The sequence below is a fragment of the Bacillus sp. z14 (2026) genome, from assembly GCF_058313575.1.
Map to the genome: position 1 here is coordinate 168,002 of NZ_JBZFQK010000004.1, position 22,951 is coordinate 190,952.

Below are 22,951 nucleotides of genomic sequence, written 5' to 3' on the forward strand. Positions count from 1 at the left end.
TGTTGCTGTTTATCGGTACGAATCATGGCTGGGATGAAATAAATGATCTTCCGCGTTTCTTACAATAGAAAAATGTTCTATATTGTAATGGCCATGAAGTGTTTTATTATGATGGTTTATGATTTGTTCCGGGCTTAAAATGTCATTGCCGATTGTGGAATGTCCATCACCAACTAAAGTGACATCGAAGCCATTAATAGTAGCGGTTCTGACTGCACTATCAATACAATGCTGTGTTTCGCAGCCCATTATAACAATATGATTAATTTCATTAGATTTTAAATAATTTAATAGTCCAGTTCCGTGAAAGGAATTCGTTGTTGCTTTGTCAAAGAATTTTGTTTCCACAGGTAGATGAATTTCATCATGAACTTGAAATCCTTTCCCTTTACCTCCGGCTACATCAAGATCCCTTACACATACTATCGAGGCATTTGCCTCTTTTGCCTTTTTAATTACTAAATTAATATTTTGAATAAGCTGTTCTTTTTTAAAAACAGCCCTCATGTTTTGATTCCCATCTATTAGTTCCTGTTGTGCATCAATAATTAATAATAGTTGATTCACTGATTTTCCCCTTTCTAATTTGGGGAAGCGCTCTTTTATTTAGCCGTATTCCCCTTGGTTTTTTTAAAGTTGCGATATAGTCTCATATTCATATAATTAACCTCCTTGATAATATACTGCCTAAAAATTAATAAATTAAATTTTCGGACAATTAAACCTTAACATAGCTTCTTTTAAAAAGATACGCAAAAATAAAAAAGCCACCGATCTAGTCGGCGGCTGTATTGCTGTAATGAACGTTGATTAAATACTTTTATTTCGGTTAAACAGATAGCTTTCGCCCTTTTCGTATAGAGCGATGGATTGTCTAATCCATTTTTGTTTAGGAATAATTTTGTGAACAAGCAAAGCCGCACCTATTCCAAGAAGGGCACCTACTAAAATATCAACGGGGTAATGGACTCCTACATAGATTCGGGAAATAGAAAGAAGGAGTGCAAGTGCTGTCCATAAATACCAAAATCGTTTACGAAAGAGAGCAATGGTTATACAAACTGAGAAGAATACAATCGTATGATCACTCGGAAAAGAATTTCCAACCTCTTTTTCAATTAACTTGTTTACATCGGACCAAACGGCAAATGGCTGATGATGTGAATAAATCACACCAATTAACTTGCCCGTTACTTCGGCGATAAAAAAAGCAATAACAGCACTGACAACCATTAATTTATTTCTAGTATTACGAGTTAGCCAGTAAAACAATAGAACCAGCATTAAGCAGTATACTGTATATTCAGCAAAAAAAATAAAAAGTGGATTGATGTCCGGATACTCTTTACCAATGTCATTGACTGCACGAAATAAGGTGATATTTGCTTCAGAATTAGTCATTTTTTCATTTCCTCCCAAGTTATTCTATTATGGATAATTTACTTAAATATTTCAAGAGATTCTATATAGTATTTGTATTCTAGACATATCGTTTAGCTGTATGAAAGGATTATGATAAAATTTAACAAAACTAAGAATAATAGGAGGTTAAAAATGAAACTGCCTTTATCGGGGACGGAACGGAGTAATCTTCGTAAATACAAGGTCCGAATAGACCAAATACCAACGAAAACAACAGAAGAATTAATAACCATACTTAATTGTTCTGCAGATCGTGCTAAGGAGTTAAAAGGTCTATTAGACTTTCAGCAAATTCCTTCAATCGGATTGGGTGCATCTAAAATGATGGTACAAGTTCTGGGATTCTATTCAGTAAACGACGTTAGAAATGAAAATCCTGCAGAATTATTCGACCGTTATGAAGAGTTGGTTGGCTGCCGCGTCGATCCATGTGTGGAAGATCAGCTCCGCTGTATTGTTTATCATGCCAATGAATTGAATAGTGTGTTAGTGTGGTCTGATTTTACGGACGAGCGGAAGGCTTATCGAAATACGCAGGGATATCCTTCTACTCGTCCTGAAAAGTAGTAAACCCCTTGTATGACCTCTTTAGAAGAATCATCGAAAAGCCCATAAATAGGAGGCCAATATGAAAAAAATATTTCGCTTGTTACCCCCCTTTTTGATTATGATGGCTCTGCTTGGTTGTTCAAAGGAAGAGAAAAATGACACGGTTGTTATACAGACTGAGACAGATGAAAAGCAGCCATATGAGATAGAAGTAGTTGCTGAGGGTCTCAATGTGCCATGGGAAATGGTTATAGCCGAAGATGGACGAATATTTTTTACGGAACGGCCTGGCCAAATAAGAGAAATCCGTGATGGGAAAGTAAGGGAAGAACCTCTCCTGTCTTTGCCAGCGCCTTTTATCAGTGAAGGGGAGGGAGGATTACTTGGACTGGCACTTGATCCTGATTTCCAAACGAATCATTTTATGTATACGTATCACTCCTATGAAGAAAATGAGAAAATTAAAAATCGCGTTCTTCGTCTTTTAGTAGATGACAATCAAGCAAGGATTGATAAAGTGATTCTTGATGGAATTGTTGGAGATACAAATCATAATGGTGGGAGAATAAAGATTGGGCCAGACGGGATGCTTTATATTACAGCAGGAGATCGATATGAACCTGACTTAGCCCAGGATAGGACAAGCATGGGCGGGAAAATCTTTAGAATCCATCCTGATGGTTCCATACCGGATGATAATCCAATTAAGGGATCGCCAGTCTATAGCTACGGGCATCGCAATCCGCAGGGACTTGCCTGGCATCCTGTTACTGGAGACCTATTCAGTTCGGAACATGGTCAATCAGCACATGACGAAATCAATTTGATTGAGGCAGGGAAAAATTATGGATGGCCAATTATTCAGGGGGATGAATCAAAAGAGGGAATGGAAACCCCGATAGCCCAAAGCGCAACTGAAACATGGGCTCCTTCAGGAATGACATTTGTCTCCAAGGGTGAATGGAAAAACCAATTGTTGGTTGCCAATCTGCGTGGCATGCAGGTGCTTAAGGTAGAACTTGATGAATTGGGCAAACAGGTGAAAAGGATTGAATCTCTTTTTAAAGATGAGTATGGGCGCATCAGGAATATCATTGAAGCACCGGATGGATCCTTATATATGATGACGAATAACAGGGATGGCAGGGGGAATCCATCAGACAAGGATGACCGCATCATCAGGTTGATTCCTAAAACGGGTATTTGACTAATCTATACGAATATGGAAAAAGTGAAGATCCTAAGTCAGGAGACCTACCATTCTTTTTTAACACTACAACACCTACGTGGAGATAGGGAGGTGTGAAAAGTAGTAAACCTAAGTTTTAGGGAACGTTTTTTAAGCATTTCTATCTTTTTAGTAGAAGAGGATAGAAATGCTTTTTAGTTTGGGCTTTTTTAGATAGGGGGACTAGCATGTTAAACAGTATTTGGGATATCCGAGAATCGATTAGCACTTCATATTTAAGAAATCATTCTAAAAATGAAGTGTTTTTTGCATTAAAATAGATAAAAAGGAGAGATGAAGAGGGAGTTGAGATGCATCCCACGCTGTCCGGTCTCTTGGTCAATTAAAGACTGATAGAGTACGAGGACATGTTGATTCATAGAATCCAGCTGTTTCAGCACTTTGTTCGATGAAGAAAATTCACTTTTAACATAGAACAGTGAACCTAAGTTTAAATATATCCAGATAAATCTAATTGATAATAAACTCCAGAAGAAACGATGGCCAATTTGCCATTTGAAGACTTTTTTATACAGAGTAACTCACTCTTTCTAATGGGATTAAAAATTATTTCTACAATATTTTACAGTTTAATTATAGGTTATTTTGTAAACTTTTGGATTTATTTATATATCCTAAATGGAGTGCTGTATAGAAGTTACGATATAGTATTCTCTAAATTTTTTGGGAATAAATATACGTTAATATTCGATATATACCATTTTCTTTTATACTAGGTGAATTTGGAATTGATTGTTAATAGAATTCATTATCTGAGGTCAGTATAATAATAAGGTTGCGATTATTATCATATTATTATGGAGAGAAGAATCAGCATGCTTAAACAATATATTCACGATTTGCATAATGAATTTGCCGGCTATAATTCTGAAAAGCTACGCAAAGATATTATGGCTGGTATTACAGTAACCGCTGTTGCACTTCCTTTATCTCTAGCGTTCGGGGTGAGCAGTGGGGCGGATGCGGCTGCTGGATTAATTACAGCGATTCTTGCAGGATTAATTATCAGTATGCTATCAGGCGCGTCCTATCAAATATCAGGACCAACGGGAGCGATGTCTGCTATATTGATTGCTGTTGTTGCCCAGTATGGACTTGATGGAGTATTTATTGCCTGTTTGCTGGCGGGTATCCTACTGGTGATTGCCGGTCTACTGAAATTTGGCCGTGTCGTTTCTATCATACCGATGCCAGTTATAACGGGGTTTACATCAGGAATTGCTATCATTATAGCGATGGGACAAGTAGATAACTTTTTTGGAGTCGAATCGAGCGGAGAGAATCCAATTGCCCAAATCATGTCTTATATAGAGAATGGTTTTAATCCTGATTTTGCTACATTATTAATTGGTATTATAACAGTTGTCACGATGATTGTATGGCCGAAAAAATGGAACGCCATAATCCCGTCATCCTTAGCAGCCTTACTGATTGTTTTAATTATTAATACCGTTTTAAAATTACCGGTTGCGGTCGTGGGAGATATACCGAAAACATTTTTTCCGGAAAATCGACTGGTATTTAGTGATTTATCCCTCGCTAAAATAGAAGCCTTGATATGGCCGGCAATCAGTATTGCGGCATTAGGAATGATTGAAAGTTTATTATGCGGAGCATCTGCCGGTCGCATGGTTGGAGAAAAAATGAATGGGGATCGGGAACTAGTTGCACAGGGAATTGGGAACATGATTATCCCATTTTTTGGCGGTGTTCCGGCTACTGCTGCGATTGCCCGTACGAGTGTAGCGATTAAAGCTGGTATGGTAACAAGATTGACGGGGATTTTCCATGCGATTGGTTTGCTTTTGTCAATGTTTCTCCTCAGCCCAATTATGTCGAGTATACCGATGTCTGCATTAGCAGGTATTTTGATTGTGACGGCATGGCGGATGAATGAATGGGAAAGTATTCATTATATCTTTTCTCACAAATTCAAAGGCGCTATCTTTAAATTTTTGCTAACATTGCTAGCTACTGTTGTGTTTGATTTAACGGTTGCCATTGTTGCAGGAATTGTCCTTTCAGCCATATTGTTTGTTATTAACAGTGCCGACGTAGAAATGAATGTCAGTAAAGTTGATATCGAAAAATTGGAAGGAAAAGGGATAAAATCAAATCAGACATACGAAGATATTCGGGTAGTTTATCTCACCGGTCCTATATTCTTTGCAACGGTGAGCTCTTTGACTGAGCGCCTTGAAGACATTAATCAAGGAGTTATGATCCTTTCTATGCGTGGAGTATCCTCCATTGACGGTTCAGGAGTACAAGCTATGGTGGAATTCTGTGAATTAAAGAAACAAGAAGGTGTAAAAATCATCTTTAGCGGAGTACAGCGGAGAGTTCTTAGCAGATTTGAAAGAGGTGGTATTCTGGATGTTGTTGGAGAAGACAATATATTCTGGAGTACTGACCAGGCGCTTGCAAAAATTAATCAAATACAAGGTTAATATAAAGATGGAAGGAGAGTGCCGAGTAGGCTACTCTCCTTTTTTTGATGCAAGCTAAGATAGCTTTTTACCTAATATTAGATACCGTTCTTTTGTCTTTTCATTAGGGAAGAAGGAATCATCAATGACAATCCATCCTTTTCTAACATATAGATTCCGTGCAGCCAGATTGGATTGTTGGGTTGTTAATATAGTTGTATCAAAAGGTATGTCTTTCATTAGGGAATCATGTAATAGTGATCCGACTCCTTTTTGGCGCACGGATGGATGAACACATAATTCAACGAACTCAAAACAATTTGCCAGCCATTCATTGGATAAGTCGGATTTCAAATGGCTTGTCAATAGTTCGCGATAATATTGGCCTGATAGAGAAGTATAACCATAGGCAAATCCAACAGGCATTTCCTCTTCATCCAAGCATACATATCCTCTGAAACCTTCATAGTCCATGTGTCGGTTGAATTGTTCTGTACCATCGGTATTACTATTCCATATTTGTTGATACAGAGAAACGATTGGCTTAAGCAAATCATCTGTTCGATTCCACTTTACCATTTGCATCATAATTTTTATTCAAAGATTGAACTGATCTGTTGGATTTCTTCATGGGATAACATAACTTCCAATGTTTTAAGATTATCAACGACTTGTTCCGGCTGTTTTGCGCCAGGGATAACAACATCAATTGAATCCTGCGCCAAGTACCATGCCAGGACAAGATGAGCGATTTCAACGTCTTTAGCTTTCGAAATCTTGCGTAGTTGTTCTACTTTTTTTAGGTTTTGCTCAAATAGTTCTCCCTGAAATAATGGATTACGAGAACGTCCGTCACTAAAAGTAGAATGCTTTGTGAATTTTCCAGTTAAAAGACCGGAAGCCAGCGGGAAGTACGGAACAAAGGATATATTGTGTTGGGCGGTATAGGGGAGAAGCTCTTTTTCAGCATCTCTTTTAAATAAATTGTATTCAGATTGGATTACATCAACGTATCCATCCTTATTGGCCTCTTTTAATTGCTCCAACGAAAAATTGGATACTCCGATTGCACGTATTTTCCCGGCATCTTTTAATTCCTTTAAGGCGCCGACTGCTTCATCCTTTGGTGTATTCTGATCTGGGAAATGAATGTAGAAGACATCTATATAATCTGTACGTAAACGCATTAGACTTTCTTCCACAGTTTTAATAAGGAATGCAGGGGAGTTATCAACTACAACATCATTTTCAATGAATTTATGAGCCCCCTTTGTAGCTATAACAAGGTTTTCACGATTGCCTTTTTCTTTAACAATTTCTCCAATTAATTCTTCTGACCGTTCCGGGCCATAAATATAGGCAGTATCAATAAAATTCACGCCATAATCGATGGCAGTCCGTACGATTTCCCGTCCTGTTTCCTCATCGAGATTTGGGTAGATATTGTGGCCTCCAACTGCATTAGTTCCAAGACCTATCGGATTTACAAGTAAGTCTGTTTTACCTAGCTGAATTTTGTTATTCATAAAAAAACCCCCTTAACATGTAATGATTCAATCATAGCAAAGGTAAGGAAGTATATGGAAATGATAGGGTTTAGAAATAGATAAATAGCTAAAGGCCCTAAGAGATAATCTTAGGGCCTTTATGCAAGAGGGGGGGATTTATGTTCTATGGCTTTTATGATGTGTTCTACCATTAGTATAATTCAAATGATAACGATTATCAATATCATTTAGATGAAAAAGATATTAAATTTATTACGAATAAGTAACTAAATTTTCGAGGGGGAATTTGAATCAATATAAAAGCAATAAATTTGGACGAATTCATAATCCGAAATCATTAACTGCTGAACCCAGCAAACCAATGATTAGCTTCTTCCATGTTTACTTGTTACAAATCATAACCTGCTTACGAATGAGCGTTATGTTTGCTACCCTTTTTGTAACTCACTAGAATAAAGGTCATACAAAGGAGGAATAGTTCATGAATGAAAAATACGCTTCTCTTTTTGAAAGCTTTACACTGCCAAATGGCGTTACGCTGAAAAACCGATTCATACTCGCTCCAATGACACATTACTCTTCTAATCCTGATGGTACGATTTCCGATCAGGAGCTTCCATATATCGCGCAGCGTTCCAAGGATATCGGCTTAGTCATCACTGCTGCAACAAATGTATCCGATAACGGAAAGGCGTTCCCAGGACAGCCATCCATTGTACGCGATACATATATAGCAGGTCTGAAGAAGTTAGCAGATACAATAAAAGGCGAAGGAGCTAAAGCAATCATCCAACTTCACCACGGTGGACGGGAATCAGGAGCAGATCTTGTACCCAATGGGGATGTAGTTGCTCCAAGCGCTGTAGAAAAAGAAGGTGCAGCTACACCACGTGCACTGGAAACTGCAGAAGTACAGCAAATCGTTGCTGATTTCGGCGAAGCAACTCGACGTGCTATCGAAGCTGGTTTTGATGGCGTCGAAATTCATGGTGCAAATGGGTATATTATCCAACAATTCTACTCTCCATTTTCCAATCGCCGTGAAGATGAATGGGGCGAGCGCTTGCGTTTCCCCTTGGCTGTCATCGACTCAGTCAGAAGTGCTGTTGATAAACACGGCTCCAAAGACTTTATAGTTGGTTATCGTTTCTCTCCTGAGGAACCGGAAACTCCTGGATTAACGATGAAAGAAACACTTGAGCTGATTGATGCTCTAGTGGAAAAGCCATTAGATTACCTGCATGTTTCTTTAATGGACTTCCATTCCACAGCTCGCCGCGGTGCGGATGCGAGCGCCAAACGCATTGATTTGATCCAGGAACGCATCAATAATAGAATGCCTCTTATCGGTGTTGGATCCTTGTACTCTGCCGAAGACGTGGCTGCAGCCAAAGATACGGGAGTACCATTGATTGCCATGGGACGTGAATTGTTAATCGACCCGGAATTCGTTACAAAGCTCAAAGAAGGACGCGAAGACGAAATCATCCGCCTAATTGATCCTGCCCGTGAAGATCATCACGGCCTTCCGGATCCGCTTTGGAACATCATCCTGCAGACAAAAGGCTGGGTTCCGACAAAAGAATAGCAGGAGATAGCCAATAAAGGGAAAATTCAGCATTGGTACTTATGCCATAAAGAGATTTTGAGTATAAACAGATAGAAGGATTGCTTTTAAAAACCTCTCATATGAGAGGTTTTTTGTAGGCTTTTTTTCTGCTAATTCATGATTTATTTTATTGATTGAGTGAGCTGCAACTAACCTGTCACTTCTCAAATTCAAAGTAAGTCTATCCTCATCAATGTGGTCCGTCTTGAGAATGTTCAGGTCACTTTTACTGCGTCCCATTCACTCATAAAACTGAGAAAAGGCCGATTGTGCTATGGTATATTGTAGTTAAATGAAGAAAAGGATGTTCGGTATATATGCATATAACAATAATTGGATCAGGTATAGCAGGTTCGGTTACCGCATATAAGCTTGCCAAGGCGGGCTTACAGGTAACTGTGATCGATCGTTTTGATAAAGGACAAGCGACAGATGCTGCAGCGGGGATCGTTTGTCCATGGCTGTCCCAGCGTCGAAATAAAGATTGGTACCAGCTGGCCAAAGGTGGTGCTCGCTATTATCCAGAAATAATTGAAGAACTTCGTCAAGATGGAGAAACTGAAACAGGTTATGCCCGTGTAGGTGCATTGAGTCTGCATGAGGATCCGAAAAAACTGGATGCGATGCTTCAACGTGCTGAAATGCGAAAAACGGATGCACCGGAGATGGGCAAGATAAGCTTTCTTAACGAAAACGAAGCAAAACGGTTATTTCCTATGCTTACTGAAGGATATGGAGCGGTACATATCAGCGGTGCTGCGCGCGTTGATGGACGGGCTTTACGAAATGCCTTGCAAAGGGCAGCTAGGAAATACAATGCACGATTCGTATCAGCCGAAGCACAGCTTTCTATGAAAGCAGAACGAATCGTTGTGACAGCTGGCAATGAAGAATGGATGCCTGACCAGGTCGTAGTTACTGCTGGGGCTTGGGCAGGTCAATTATTAGAACCCTTAGGATATCAGATGCAAGTCAGCTTTCAGAAAGCGCAGATTTGTCATTTACAGCTGCACAATATTGACACACATGATTGGCCGGTAATTATTCCGCCTAACGATCAATACCTGCTTGCTTTTCCAGATGGAAGGATAATAGCTGGTGCTACGCACGAAAACGATGAAGAGATGAATACCGGGGTAACGGCAGGCGGTGTACTGGAAGTACTAACTAAAGCAACTAAGCTTGCTCCCGGTCTTGCGAATGCGGGTTTGGTCGAAACAAGGGTTGGCTTCAGGCCTTTTACGCCAGGCTTTCTTCCAGTATTCGGCCGCATGCCGCATCACTCTAATCTATATGTCATAAATGGCCTAGGGGCATCAGGTCTGACGATGGGTCCATTTATCGCTTCACAGCTCTCAAAGTTAATAGTCGGGCAAGAAACGGATATCGATATATCCGCCTATAATCCAGAAGGTGCTCTTGCTTAACAAAGGGTCCATGTTTATCATGGACCCTTTGTCATACTCAAAATAGAAAATTATTCGACTCCCAGGTGAACCATCACTTTCTGAAGCTGGCATTTTTATATAGACGAATTGTACGTTCATTAAAAGGATGCTATACTCCCTGGCTTTTACGTGCAAATGTATTTATCATTCCAAATGACTGCTAATAGTAATGTAGTCTAATATGCTGGATTGTTATAAAATGGTAATATGTGATTGGTTGATAAATTTAGAGAGGCAGGAAAAAGTAGTGGAAACTATTTATAGCCATGAAGATTTGCTGAAGATGATGGACCAATTATTAAAAGAAAAAACCAGGTTTGATTGGGATCAATTTTATTTAAATCGTGATCGGAATGTACCTTTTTTTTCTAATCAGCCTGATGAAAACTTGGTAGAGTATTTCGATAAGGGCTTGTTTGTTCCAGGGAGTAAAGTATTGGAGTTGGGATGTGGTCCCGGGAGAAATGCAGTCTTTTTTGCTGAAAAAGGTTGTCATGTTGATGCCGTAGATTCATCTGAAGAAAGTTTGAAATGGGGAAAAGAGCGGGCTAAAGAGAGTGGATTAACAATTAACTTTATACATAAAAATATATTTGAATTAGCTATTGATGAAGGAAGCTATGATATTGTGTTTGATTCAGGATGCTTTCATCATATAGCACCTCATCGGAGGGGTACCTATAATAATTTAGTTAAAAGAGCACTAAAAACAGATGGCTTGTTCGGCATTACGTGTTTTCTTGAAAATGGGAAGTATGGCGGATCAGATATAACCGATTGGGATGTGTATAGATTTTGGAGCCTAAAGGGAGGTTTGGGGTTTACAGATCAAAAATTAAGAGACATATTTAAGGATCTGAAGGAAATCGAAATAAGAAACATGAGACAAACAGATTCAATGAATGGTGTATTTGCTGAGGAAGGTTTTTTAACAGCTATATTTAAATATTATAAAATATAATAGATTTAAAAGAGTGTGGCATCGTTTAAAGAACTTTGCCACACTCTTACTGCGTTCTCTATTGATGCGCTTTTAACCACATCATTGCCGTATAAGCATGCATGGCGGCACCGGTTGGTAGGATATCTTCATTAAAAACTACCTGTGGATGGTGCATGGGAAGTCCATAATGAGGGTCCTCTTCTTTTGTGCCGGCTCCCAGCAAAAAATAAACGGTAGGTACTTCATAACAGTACGAAGCGAAATCTTCAGAACCCATGCCTCCGCCTTCAAAAGAGATGACAGATTGTTTACCGACTACATCACTCACATAAGAGGACAATTGATTGGCCAAGTCTTTATCATTCGTTAAGGGCGGAACAGATGCAACAATCTCTATTTTAGCTTCACCTCTAAACATTTCAGCTGTTGATGTTACTATTTTCTCCATCCTTTTGTAAATGAAATCTCCTAAATCCACATTTAAGTAACGAATCGTACCTTCTAAGATGGCTTGGTCAGGGATTACATTATGTGTACTTCCTGCCTGAAACTTTCCAATCGTGATAACCACCGATTCGGTTGCTGAGATTTCTCTTGCTATGATTTCATGGATGGAGGTATAGATATGCGCTGCAATATTAATTGGGTCAACGCCGGTTTCAGGCATGGCTCCGTGACACCCGACACCTTTAACAGTAATTCTAAAGATTGTACAACCTGCGATTGCGGTTCCAAGCCCATATAATACCGTATTAGTTGGTGTACCGGAATGTACATGTAAGGCCATTGCTGCATCCACTTTTGGATTCTCCAAAACGCCCGACTTCAACATTAATTTTGCGCCCTTGAAGCCTTCTTCATTTGGCTGAAATACGAGCTTAACGGATCCTTCTAGTTCGTTCTCATATTGTTTTAATAATTTGGCAGCTCCTAGTAGCATAGTTGTGTGCATATCATGCCCACAGGCGTGCATATTTCCATTTGTTGCTTTAAACGGGTAATCTGTCTCCTCTTTAATCGGCAGAGCATCCATATCAGCCCGCAAAAGAAATGTTTTTTTTGCATCAGGTTTCCCTGCCAGTGCTACAATCCCACTTTCACAGATTTCTTTTGGTTCATAGCCAAATTCCTTTAACTTCTCCATTACGTATTTCGTGGTTTGAGGAAGATGGTCGCCTACTTCAGGATTTTGATGAATTTCTCTTCTATATTTGATTAATTCCTCTTTCATAGCCCGTGCATTTTCTAAGAATTGATTCATACATACCTCCTGCATGCCTTCATAGTTTGTTTCTTCGTATTTTGTGCATTGCAGGCAGTTTATATTACCGTTCTTCAATATAAATTGGAATAAAGTTCATAAATTTAGTAAAGGGGTTAAGAAAATAAATAGAGATCTAAAGAGTCTCTAGATTTGATTAACTTTATATATAAAAGCCGAAAATAACATAGATTAATTATCAGCATAGCAAATAGAGTTTACTCTAAGCCTTGAATAAACAAGCGAGGGAGACAAATCTAATGGCTAGTCTCTAAATCTGTTAAATAAGCAATGCATCGTTCTGCAAATTCTAGTACATGATTAGGAATTGGGTATAAGCCTGTTTCTTCTGCGGGTTTTTTTCTGATTTCCCAAAACTGATTCATTAATTCCTCATTCCCTTGAAATGTATCATTTGATAGTTTAATTAAATCAGAAGCAATTTGGGCTCCTATTTCAGATTCGGGTTTAACTTTGTTTTGAATACAATACTCAATTTGTTTTAGTAAGAACATATACTGTTGCGTTGTTTTATCATTGCTGCTTAGATTTGGTATGGATTTCTGTAAAAGTAGCTTTTCATCCTGATGGAAGTAATCAATCCATTTTTTTGAGTTATTTTGTGAATTTTGAACCAGTTTTAAAACATCTTCCCATGATAAGGATTCTTGCAGCTCGCTCATATTAATTAATGATGTAGTATTAGAAATGCTTGTTTGAATATTCGTGAGTTGATCTTGTAGATAATTGTAGTGTGAGATGAGAATTTGTTGGAAGGATAGACTGTCTAATATATCGCGAATAGTTTCTAACGGAAGTGAAAGGGATTTGAGAATAATGATTTTTTCAAGTTTGAATAAATCATCTTCTGAATAAGATCTCCTCCCGTTATCTGCTTTATAACTAGGGGTAAGCAAATTAATCTGATCATAATAACGCAGGGTGCGAACGGATATATTTCGCTGCTTAGCTACCTCTCCTGTCGTCCATTGTTTCATTTCATTTCCTCCTGAAAAAAACTTGCAGGTGACGTAACGTCATCTAATATAGTTGGATTATACCATATATAGGGAGAGGGCTATCGGATGAAAATGAACTGGAAAGAACAAGATGATTGGGGGCTAAAGGAATTCATATTATTAATCCTTTTGGAATTTGTGTTTGTAATTGGTTTTGTGAAATTGATATTTAAACCAATTATTACCAATTGGCTCGAGAATGATTTATATTCAGGGACATTAATTGGACTAATAATAGCCATTATTTTAATTTCAGGTGTTTATTATATTGCTCTTAATCCGAAAAAATTATCTTGGAACGAGGTAGGGATAAAATCATTTAATGTGAAAGTTTGGAAGCTTATTATTCTGTATTCAACTATTTTATTAGTTGGTTCGGTGATTATAATCTTGTTTACTAGTCTTATAGGTAATTCGTGGGAGAATAACAAAACAGAGGCTTTACAGCAAAATGTAACTTTATTCACCTTTTTAATTGCTTTTATCTCCGCAGCTATTATATCTCCAATATATGAAGAAATCTTTTATCGAGGATTTTTATATCGCTGGCTGCGTACACGGATAGGATTTGTTGGAGCCATTTTACTTAGTTCAATCATTTTTACGATCGTACATATTCCGACCTATAATGTGATGCCAGTAAATTTCTTCAGTGGTATCATTTTTGCGCTGGCATATGAACGAACTAATTCAATTTGGCCAGCGGTTATCATTCACGGTTTGACTAATGGGATTATGGTTCTGCTGACAAGCTTCAGTTAAGGAGGTTGCTCCCGAGAGTTGAAAGATACCGTGTAATTATCCAGGTTTCCAAAGCTGATACTATTAAGTAATGGCCATTTGAGGCGATATTGAACAATTAATTTAGATTCATAGGGATATATCAACAGGTGAGATGAATGGTATTCATTCAAAAAGGATTAATACCTTTTTATGTTGAATTATAAATGGTAGTAAAAGCTCGAATTTGTAGAGGGAATCTTCGGAACAGGGGAAATTGGAGGTGTGGAAAGTGGTTAATATTTTAAAAGCGAATGCAAGTCATGTTGAGGGGATTGCGAAAGTATGCAGTGATGGGTACTGGGCAACTTATAACGAATTACGATCTGAAGAATATATTAAGAGAGTTATAAAAGAGTTTTATAATCATGAAAGAATTCTGAAGGAAGTAAGTGAAACTGGGGTAGAATGGGGTGGCTATTTTGTTGCTGTTGAGGAGAACAAAGTCATTGGGGCAATTGGAGGCGGTATGATCGATAAGACTTCTGGGGAGGTCTTTGTCTTATATCTTAACCCCAATAGACGTAATGAAGGAATTGGGACAAGGTTATTAGATGTTCTTACAAAACAACAAAAAGAGGAATTTCATGCAACTGAGCAATGGGTATCTGTAGCAAAGGGAAATCAAAAAGGAATTCCTTTCTATGAAGCAAGAGGATTCATTTTCAATAATGAACAAAGAGGATACGGAAATACCAAGGAAGAAAACTATATCTCATTAAGATATGTTCGTAAGATATAACTGTAATTTTTGATGAAAAGGGAAGAATGTATATGAAAAATAAGATTGTGTTTTATATCTTAATCATCAGTTTAAGTATAAACTATTTTAGAACTGCTCAAAAAAGAAAAGCACAAGTGCATCGGCACTTGTGCTTTAATCGTTTACTGCGGAGCGTTAATATATAATAATCCTTCCGCTCTTTCAATCGTTTTATTGCCATAGTCATCTTCTGCGGTTACTTGAACGGCTGCCCCGTTTGCTTTGATATTTTTAGTGGCAGTATAGTAGCCGACATAGTGTCCTTCCGATGTCTCACGCATTGGAAGCTCAAGTGCATTTGAGACGCCAAGGTTTGTGACTGGAGCAAGGATTGAGAAGGTAGCGTCTAGCCCAGGTTCACTATCAAATTCGATTTTGACAGAATCGCCGCTTTCCAATACTTTGTCCTCAGCAGGAAGTATGTTGGAAAGTTCAGGTGCCGTATAATTGGCATCAATTGTGATGATCTTTTTAATGCTGTTGCCTGCTTTATCCTTAGCTTGAACAGTAATCTCATTTATACCTTCATCAAGAAGGATACGCTTGCTGAATTTCCCGTCGCTTACAGTTGCAGTTTGACCATTTACTTTAACCCAATCCAGATTGGCATCAGCAATTGTTCCTGTAACTGTAACGGTTTCTTTATTTGTTTTAGAACCATCTGTCGGTGAAGTAATAGTCAGTTCAGGTTTATCCTGATCAAGTGTAATCGTAACTGGTTCAGATGGGTCTGTTGAACCGACATCAGTTTTTGCTTTAGCAGTCAGTGTATTTGCACCATTTTTCAACTCGACTGCAACTGAGAAGTCGCCACTTGCATTCGTTTCCGTAGTAGCAGTTTGTTCTCCATCATTGAATAAATCAATGGTTGTTTCAGGAGAAGATTTACCCTCAACTGTCACAGATTTTTTATTCGTAAATGCTCCATCTTTAGGAGAAGTGATGGATGGTACTTGTAATTCATAGTTGACGGTCGCACGGATCATGTAGTTTCCTTCAGCCTCTGGTGATTGAGACCATGCACCGCTTACACCTTGCCAGCTGCGTTTAGCATTTGGACCGTCCTCATCAGTTGCCAAGCCAGGTGCATTAGGATTTGCTTTTGTTTGTGTATAGACAATGAAGAAGTCACCTTCTACCATGATGCCGTGTTCAGCAAGGTCAACATGTGTCCAAGTGCCGTCACGTAAAGCTGTCTCGTTGAAAGGACCTGCCAATTTAGTACCAGGACCGCCATTTGCACCACTGGCATCATAAACGGATACTTGGAATTCAGTACCGCCTGGGACTGGCCATTCCGTATCCCAGAAGCGAAGAAGCGCACCAGTTACTAGAGCTTGGTCTTCCCCTTCTTTAAGGGACATTTTAACAGCCCAGCTATTGCCTGCAGCGTTGTAGGCTCTGGCATTTTCAGCTGTTCCATCATCATACTTAATTTCACCTGCATAGCCAATGAATGGACGTAACTCAACATTTTTAACGACAGGTTCGCCAGCTTCAATGGTTACAGTTGTTTCGGAACTGTAGTAGGATGGTGCAACAAATTTTAGTGTGTAGGTACCCTCATATGCAGTAATGGAATACTCGCCATCTTCATTTGTAGTCACAGGAGTAATGGCAGCATCCTCCACAAGGTAAACTGTGGCGCCTGCAACAGGATCTCCTGTTACTTTATTTGTAATTGTACCGCTGACAGTACCTTTAGGAATTTCCTGTAGTGTAAAGTTTGCGGTAGCAACTCCATCATCTTCAACATGTACTGTTTGTGTTTGAGATTGGAATCCATATGTTTCTGCTTGAACAGTGTAATCACCTGTTGCGTGCGTTAATTCATAGGATCCATCCTGTGGGTTTGTGTAAACAGAACGGCCAGTTTCAAGAACGGTTACCTCTGCTTGAATTGGTAAAAGTAGTGGTCCCGGTTTTTCATTGCTAGGTTTTTCATTTTTTGAACTATCTTTTTCAGATATTGGTTTGATTTTTGCTGCGTCTACTTTTTCTTTTGCTGCTTTTTTGTCGTCTTTAGGGTCTTTAGCTTTTGTATCTTTGATTTTAGTATCAGTAGCTTTTGTATCTTTCTTCACACCATGTTTAGCTTTTGACGAAGGTTGGATAGGAGTTGCCGATAATTTGACATCATCCAAATACCATCCAGCTTTCTGGACAGATCCATCAGTTGTAACATTGAAGGAAATATAGATACGTTGTCCTGCATATTCGCTTAAGTCGACTTCGCCATCAATCCAACCATCGGATGTTTGGTTGAAACGAGCTGCCTGTGTCCAGTTGGTACCATCAGTAGAAATAAATACATGCCCAAAGTCATAGTTTCTTTCTAAATCAAACCATTGTTTGAACTGTAAGTAGCTGGCTCCTTCAGGAAGATCAATTGGTGGCATTTCCAGGCTCATATTAGAGCTGTTTGCATAGTTTCCTGTCAGGTTAGTTGCATATACCTTTTCACCAGAGAATGCAGCGCCAGGGCCTGTTGTTGGTACTCCCCATTCCCATGAATTATTTGTACCGTAAGATGTCCATCCGATTGGGTTTTGTTCAAAATCTGTTTCATAGCCAACTGTAATACCCGGAAGTAATTCTACTGGATAAACAGCTGTTTCTTTTGAATTGCCTCCAAAGTCATATGCGATAAATTGGTATTCTGTTGAATCACCGGTTAAATCAGCACCAGGTATGGTTGCTTCGTATTCACCGGATTTATAATCTCCGCTTACACGTTCCGCAGCGACTTCAGTCCAGCTGCCATCTGCTTTTTTATATTTCAAAACGACAGATGTTACGGATACATCGTCCGTAGCGCTTGCGCTAAGAGGAAGGTCCATTTCTTTATAAGAAGTAGTCACAGGCTCTGTTTCAATTTCAGGTGCTTGAGTATCATCACCATCCTTGGAGACAGTTCCTTTAATTTTTCCTAAACCACTAACAACTGAAGAGACAGCATCAAAAGCATTTACCAAACCGTGACCATATCCATAGTTAGGTGACTCTGGATAAGCGCTGTCAGTTAATGGTGTTGCTGTTAATTCCATAATCTCTTCCATTTGATCAACCGTTAAGCTTGAATCAGCTTGTCTAAGCAGGGCAACTACTGCAGACACATGAGGCCCGGCCATTGATGTTCCATTATAGGAAGCATAACCGTTTCCAGGTATAGCTGAGCGAATATTTACACCTGGTGCTGCTATATTTGGTTTTATGACGCCTTCATATGGAGAAGGTCCCCTTGAAGAAAAGCTTGCCAAAGCATTATTGAGATCTGTTGCGGCAGTTGCATAAGATTCAGGATAATTGGATGGAGCATTTACAGTTCCTGCTCCTGGTCCGCTATTTCCTGCAGAAAATTCAGGAAAGATATCTGCATTTTTCCATGCTTGAACCATCGGACGGTACCATTCATTTAATCCTGCTGCGCCACCCCATGAGTTGTTTACGACATCAGGTGCATATTCAGGATGTGGAGTACCATTCGCGTCCTTAGGCGCTAAAACGTACTCACCGGCTTCTAGTAAATCAGCTTGAGTCCCACTGCCAGCTGCATTTAATGCTTTAACAGCAATGAATTTAGCGCCAGGGGCTACACCAATCTGGTTAGCACCATTTGGTTCTGATCCAACCATTGTTCCAATTGTATGGGTACCATGACCGTTATCGTCAAATGCTGATGAGCTGTTTGTAGAAGTAGCGTCAAACCAGCTGAATTCATGGTTCGGGTTGTCCGGATCAGCCGGGTTGTACCCACGGTATTTTGTCTTTAGGGTAGGATGATCCCATTGCACACCAGTATCTATGCTGGCAATGACTGTTCCAGCTCCATCTATTCCCATTGCCCATGTTTGAGGAGCGCTGATTTTATCAATATTCCATTCAATTGAGGAGGCTTCTGCCTTTGTCTCTATTTTGGACGGTTTCTCTTTAATATTAGACTCGATTAATGGCTTTTCAGCTTTGGATTGTTTAACGGGTTCTATAAGGTGTACAGTTTCATTCGGTGAAATTTTTTCTACTTCAGGAAATGCGGCAATTTGTTCCATGACTTCTTTTGTAGCCGTAACAGCCATGCCATTAACGATGTAGAAGGATTGAATATCTTTAACCTTACCGGCTTTTTCTTGTTTCTCTAAATAGTTTTTTAGCTCATGCTGAGTTTCTTCAGCAGTTGCGCGAAGATTTGTAACGATGGAAGATCGTTTAGTCAAGGTCGTCTTGGCTGATGAAAGCTTTTGTTTTTTCGCAGTAGCAGTAGCTTCTTTTGCTACCTTGGCAGTGTCGACCTGCTCTTTAAGTTTAATTAAGAAGGTGACTTTTTCTTCTTCCTTAAACTCATTTTGAAGATCTTTGGAGATTTTGTTACTGCTATTCTGTATAATCGTAGATTTTGCTGAACTATGGATGGATTCTGAGGAAGCAGTAGAAGATGGTGAAGACGTAAATCCTGTAGTTAAGAGCAATGATGGAATGAGCATAGATGTTAGAATGAGTGACGACAGTTTTTTTCTCTTTGTTTTCAACAAGTATTCCTCCCTATACTAGATTATTAAATTGCCAATATGCCAAGTATTTTTTCACCTCCCTGTTAAGTAATATCGAATTATGTAATCCTGCTGATATTTCTACCATAACGAATTGAAGTAAACAAATGCTGTCACTAAATGTCGCAAGTATACTATGGAAATTGAAAATGAATCATTGGATGTAGTTTGGCTACAGCTGTAGGTGTCATTCTAATTAGGAAATGATTAGAAAAGAATATACTTATACCTGATTTCATATGGAGATAGTTGTATGAAAAAGGAGGGAGGAAGAATTTTAATATACTATTATAATAAAAATAAGCCATCTGACTTATTAAGCTATTTAATTACTAGTCTTTCTTTGTCTTATTCAAAAAAAGACTGGGGATTAAGGTGGGATATTTTGTTACTTATATGAAATAAGGTGAATCCAACTCTCACCTTTATCCCAGAAAAATATTCAGAATCGGTAGTTTTAATTTATTTAGATAAAGAAATAGGCTATGTTTATTGTTGGAAGATGTCGAACTATAGCAGGATATTTAGAGGATACTGACATAACTGATGTAGAATATGGTTTATGTGCTTTTGTCTTATGCTTGTCGGAGGCCAACAGGATGTTGGTCACAAAGACGTTGCCACAGGATGTGGCGTATTTAGTCTTTGTTCCTTGATGCAGTCGTTTCAGCTTTTTATTCAATCTAGCTTCAGGGCCTAGGAGCTCGGGACATAAGCAAATACTCTGCGGGAGGGAAAGCACCTCCCTCCGAGTATTTGTCTTATGCTCCTCGCTCCTGACCAAGGCCCTTCAGCTTTTTTATTTTGAATTGCTTGAAAAATTAATGAAATTTGATGATAATTAAATAAAACATGTATACTGGCTACATGCTGATGTTGGTAGAGAATATTTATACGCTTTATATAAGGGAGAAATCATGATGTTAACAGTGACACCCAAATTACCTGGAGAAAATAATAAACATTATTCGTACAGAATTATTAAGAATGGCATTATGTCTCTAGAATTAAAACCAGGACAAGCAATCAGTGAAATTGAGCTGGCTAATGAATTAAGGATTTCTCGTACTCCAATCAGGGAGGTAATCGGAAAATTAAAAGAGGAACATTTGGTTGAAGTATGGCCGCAGGTCGGTTCATACATATCAAAAATTGATTATAAATTGGTTAAAGAGGCGGCCTTTATGCGCTCTGTACTAGAAAAAGAGGTTCTTAAGTTAGCCTGCGAATCTATTTCTGATGAAACATTATTAGAGTTAAAGAAAGTTATCAGTTTACAAGAAAATTTTATAGGAAAAAAAGGAATGGAAAGAACTTTTCATGAATTGGATCAGGAATTCCACTCCCTATTTTATAAAGATCAGGAAAAAGATCATATCTGGGATGCAATAAATCGGTTAAGTACACATTATAATCGAATCCGATTGCTATCTGAAATCGAATATGATTATACAGATATTATTAAACAACATAAAAACATTATTGATATTATTGAAAATAAAAAAGTTGATCAAATAGATGAGGCTGTTAGTCACCATATATTAGGACCAGAGAAATATTGGAATAGTTTGCTGGAACCGGATAGCCAATATGCTGAATACTTTGTAGAATAATCTCATATGTCCTTATCATCAATGGTATATTGGATTATTCGATCAGCCCTTATTCATGGAATAAGGGTTTTTACTGTTTAAAAGGGTAATATAAACTTAAATTGGATGTATGTACGTTTTCCCCCCTTTAAATATAATAGATTGATAAAATTTACCGTTACTTTAGTTTCTCTAATACCCTTGCAAATATAGAGGACAGTTACTATAATCACCGATATAGGAAAAACGGTGAATGTTAGAAGAAAAGTGGGAAAGTTGAGAAATAGGGCGAAATGTCTGAATAATCTTGACAAGTGTGTTAAAATGGGTAATGTTATATTAAAAGATGTTAGAATTATTAGAAAATTTAAAATGTTCAACCAGATAGAAACGGAGGGTTTTAATTGGGTAATATGAAGAGTAAATCTACAACACTAGCGATTGGCTTTATGCTCTTTGCCTTATTTTTTGGGGCTGGAAATCTAATATTCCCAGTATTAATGGGACAAATGTCAGGGTCAAATGTTTGGGAAGCTACATTTGGCTTCATCATAACTGGGGTGGGATTGCCTCTGTTAGGAGTATTGGCAATTGGGTATTCTGGCCAAAGCGATTTATATACGATGGCTAAACGTGTACACCCAATGTTTGCTATTATATTTACTACAGTTCTTTACTTAGCAATCGGGCCTTTATTTGCGATGCCGAGGACAGGAACGGTTTCATATGAAATTGGTGTTAAACCTTTAATCGGTGATATGAATAGCACAGTAGCAATGGCGCTTTTCACTGTAATCTTTTTTGCTATTACTTGTTTCTTTGCATTAAAACCAGGAAAAATTATAGATATAGTTGGTAAAATGTTAACACCAATATTATTATTTTTTATCGCTTTATTGATTCTAGCAGCTTTGTTTAATCCAATGGGAAGCCTGACAGCTCCGGCTGAACAATATACAGAAAACGCATTCTTTAAGGGTTTCCAGGAAGGTTACCTAACAATGGATACATTGGCATCCTTCGTATTTGGAATTATCATTATTAATGCAGTTCGTTCAACAGGGATTCATGGCAAAAAAGAAATGATGACAAGTGTTATGAAATCTGCTTTCATTGCAGCCGGTTTACTTGCGGTAATCTATGCAGGGCTAGCATATTTAGGTGCTACCGGTGTGGAAGAGATTGGTGCATTTGATAATGGGGGTGCGATATTAGCAGCAGCATCTCATTATTATTTTGGTTCTTATGGAAGATTAATTTTAGGACTTGCTGTTATTGCAGCGTGTTTAACGACTAGTATCGGTCTTGTGACGGCTTGTGCGGCCTACTTTAATACATTGGCTCCGAGATGGTCCTATAAAACATATGCTATTGTTTTATCGGTATTCAGTGCATTAGTTGCCAATGTGGGACTTGCCGACTTAGTGGCTATTTCAGTACCTGTCCTGACAGCTATTTATCCTTTGGCTATATGCTTGATTTTCCTTACATTCATGCACAATGTATTTAAAGGTTTTTCAGAAGTATATATTTGCAGTTTGGCATTAACCTTTATTGTTAGTTTGTTTGATGGTTTTAATGCAGCGGGTCTGCAAATAGAAGCAATCAATAATTTATTTGCTTATTTACCGCTTTACTCCGTGGGATTAGGATGGATTGCACCAGCCATATTGGGCGCTATTATTGGTTATCCGATTGGTATGATGAGACAGTCTGCTCCCATAATGAATGAAGTTCCAGATATGCAGAAAGACTAGTTAGTACATGTAAAGCCAGCGTGAGACACCGCTGGCTTTTATAATTTACTTTTTTACCAATAAAGAAAATAATCC

17 protein-coding genes are annotated in these 22,951 nt (G+C 38.4%); 10 read left to right on the plus strand and 7 right to left on the minus strand.

All coding sequences use genetic code 11. The features are described 5' to 3' along the window. Positions 1-9 precede the first annotated feature (9 nt). Complete coding sequence (locus AC4G3O_RS14790; protein WP_491136409.1) at positions 10-567, minus strand: isochorismatase family protein; 558 nt, start codon at positions 565-567, stop codon at positions 10-12. A gap of 243 nt (positions 568-810) precedes the next feature. Continuing rightward, complete coding sequence (locus tag AC4G3O_RS14795) at positions 811-1,401, minus strand: undecaprenyl-diphosphatase (protein ID WP_490558791.1); 591 nt, start codon at positions 1,399-1,401, stop codon at positions 811-813. Between the two features lie 153 nt (positions 1,402-1,554). Here AC4G3O_RS14795 and AC4G3O_RS14800 point away from each other — a divergent pair, with 153 nt between their 5' ends. The 3 genes from AC4G3O_RS14800 to AC4G3O_RS14810 all read left to right on the plus strand — a co-directional run bounded on the left by AC4G3O_RS14800 (position 1,555) and on the right by AC4G3O_RS14810 (position 5,670). Next, positions 1,555-1,989 carry a helix-hairpin-helix domain-containing protein gene (locus AC4G3O_RS14800; RefSeq protein ID WP_491136410.1) on the plus strand — a complete coding sequence of 145 codons (435 nt, stop codon included), beginning with the start codon at positions 1,555-1,557 and terminating at the stop codon, positions 1,987-1,989. 61 nt (positions 1,990-2,050) lie between these two features. Then, positions 2,051-3,178: a PQQ-dependent sugar dehydrogenase gene (locus AC4G3O_RS14805; RefSeq protein ID WP_491136411.1), complete on the plus strand. Its 1,128-nt coding sequence runs from the start codon at positions 2,051-2,053 to the stop codon at positions 3,176-3,178. Between the two features lie 857 nt (positions 3,179-4,035). Next, positions 4,036-5,670 carry a SulP family inorganic anion transporter gene (locus AC4G3O_RS14810; RefSeq protein ID WP_066108084.1) on the plus strand — a complete coding sequence of 545 codons (1,635 nt, stop codon included), beginning with the start codon at positions 4,036-4,038 and terminating at the stop codon, positions 5,668-5,670. Positions 5,671-5,724: 54 nt separating this feature from the next. Here the strand turns inward: AC4G3O_RS14810 and AC4G3O_RS14815 are convergent, their stop codons facing one another. Next, positions 5,725-6,237, minus strand: a complete 513-nt coding sequence (locus tag AC4G3O_RS14815; RefSeq protein WP_077248170.1) for a GNAT family N-acetyltransferase — start codon at positions 6,235-6,237, stop codon at positions 5,725-5,727. A gap of 5 nt (positions 6,238-6,242) precedes the next feature. After that, positions 6,243-7,175 carry an aldo/keto reductase gene (locus tag AC4G3O_RS14820; RefSeq protein ID WP_066108081.1) on the minus strand — a complete coding sequence of 311 codons (933 nt, stop codon included), beginning with the start codon at positions 7,173-7,175 and terminating at the stop codon, positions 6,243-6,245. 463 nt (positions 7,176-7,638) lie between these two features. Here AC4G3O_RS14820 and AC4G3O_RS14825 point away from each other — a divergent pair, with 463 nt between their 5' ends. The 3 genes from AC4G3O_RS14825 to AC4G3O_RS14835 all read left to right on the plus strand — a co-directional run bounded on the left by AC4G3O_RS14825 (position 7,639) and on the right by AC4G3O_RS14835 (position 11,175). Then, on the plus strand, positions 7,639-8,745 hold the full coding sequence (locus AC4G3O_RS14825; RefSeq protein WP_066108078.1) for an NADH-dependent flavin oxidoreductase: 1,107 nt from the start codon (positions 7,639-7,641) through the stop codon (positions 8,743-8,745). Positions 8,746-9,083: 338 nt separating this feature from the next. Beyond that, positions 9,084-10,193 carry an NAD(P)/FAD-dependent oxidoreductase gene (locus AC4G3O_RS14830; RefSeq protein WP_066108075.1) on the plus strand — a complete coding sequence of 370 codons (1,110 nt, stop codon included), beginning with the start codon at positions 9,084-9,086 and terminating at the stop codon, positions 10,191-10,193. Positions 10,194-10,413: 220 nt separating this feature from the next. Next, complete coding sequence (locus AC4G3O_RS14835; protein ID WP_066108072.1) at positions 10,414-11,175, plus strand: SAM-dependent methyltransferase; 762 nt, start codon at positions 10,414-10,416, stop codon at positions 11,173-11,175. 58 nt (positions 11,176-11,233) lie between these two features. Here the strand turns inward: AC4G3O_RS14835 and AC4G3O_RS14840 are convergent, their stop codons facing one another. Beyond that, positions 11,234-12,418 carry a M20 metallopeptidase family protein gene (locus AC4G3O_RS14840; protein WP_066108069.1) on the minus strand — a complete coding sequence of 395 codons (1,185 nt, stop codon included), beginning with the start codon at positions 12,416-12,418 and terminating at the stop codon, positions 11,234-11,236. Positions 12,419-12,675: 257 nt separating this feature from the next. Then, the gene (locus AC4G3O_RS14845) at positions 12,676-13,416 is read right to left on the minus strand and encodes a MerR family transcriptional regulator (protein ID WP_066108066.1); all 741 of its coding nucleotides are present in this window, start codon (positions 13,414-13,416) and stop codon (positions 12,676-12,678) included. Between the two features lie 87 nt (positions 13,417-13,503). Between AC4G3O_RS14845 and AC4G3O_RS14850 the strand changes: the two genes are divergently transcribed. Further along, positions 13,504-14,199 (plus strand): CPBP family intramembrane glutamic endopeptidase, encoded by a 696-nt coding sequence (locus AC4G3O_RS14850; protein ID WP_066108063.1) that lies wholly within the window; start codon positions 13,504-13,506, stop codon positions 14,197-14,199. Between the two features lie 250 nt (positions 14,200-14,449). Then, positions 14,450-14,959 carry a GNAT family N-acetyltransferase gene (locus AC4G3O_RS14855; RefSeq protein WP_066108060.1) on the plus strand — a complete coding sequence of 170 codons (510 nt, stop codon included), beginning with the start codon at positions 14,450-14,452 and terminating at the stop codon, positions 14,957-14,959. A 143-nt stretch (positions 14,960-15,102) separates the two neighbouring features. On the opposite strand, the gene AC4G3O_RS14860 is transcribed toward AC4G3O_RS14855, so the two are convergent. Further along, positions 15,103-19,509 (minus strand): S8 family serine peptidase, encoded by a 4,407-nt coding sequence (locus tag AC4G3O_RS14860; RefSeq protein ID WP_491136412.1) that lies wholly within the window; start codon positions 19,507-19,509, stop codon positions 15,103-15,105. A 938-nt stretch (positions 19,510-20,447) separates the two neighbouring features. Here AC4G3O_RS14860 and AC4G3O_RS14865 point away from each other — a divergent pair. Together AC4G3O_RS14865 and brnQ are read left to right on the plus strand one after the other, a co-directional pair. Beyond that, entirely contained in the window at positions 20,448-21,140 is a 693-nt protein-coding gene (locus AC4G3O_RS14865) for a GntR family transcriptional regulator (RefSeq protein WP_066108055.1), read from the plus strand. Between the two features lie 383 nt (positions 21,141-21,523). Beyond that, complete coding sequence (gene brnQ, locus AC4G3O_RS14870; protein ID WP_373925501.1) at positions 21,524-22,876, plus strand: branched-chain amino acid transport system II carrier protein; 1,353 nt, start codon at positions 21,524-21,526, stop codon at positions 22,874-22,876. Positions 22,877-22,951 lie beyond the last annotated feature (75 nt).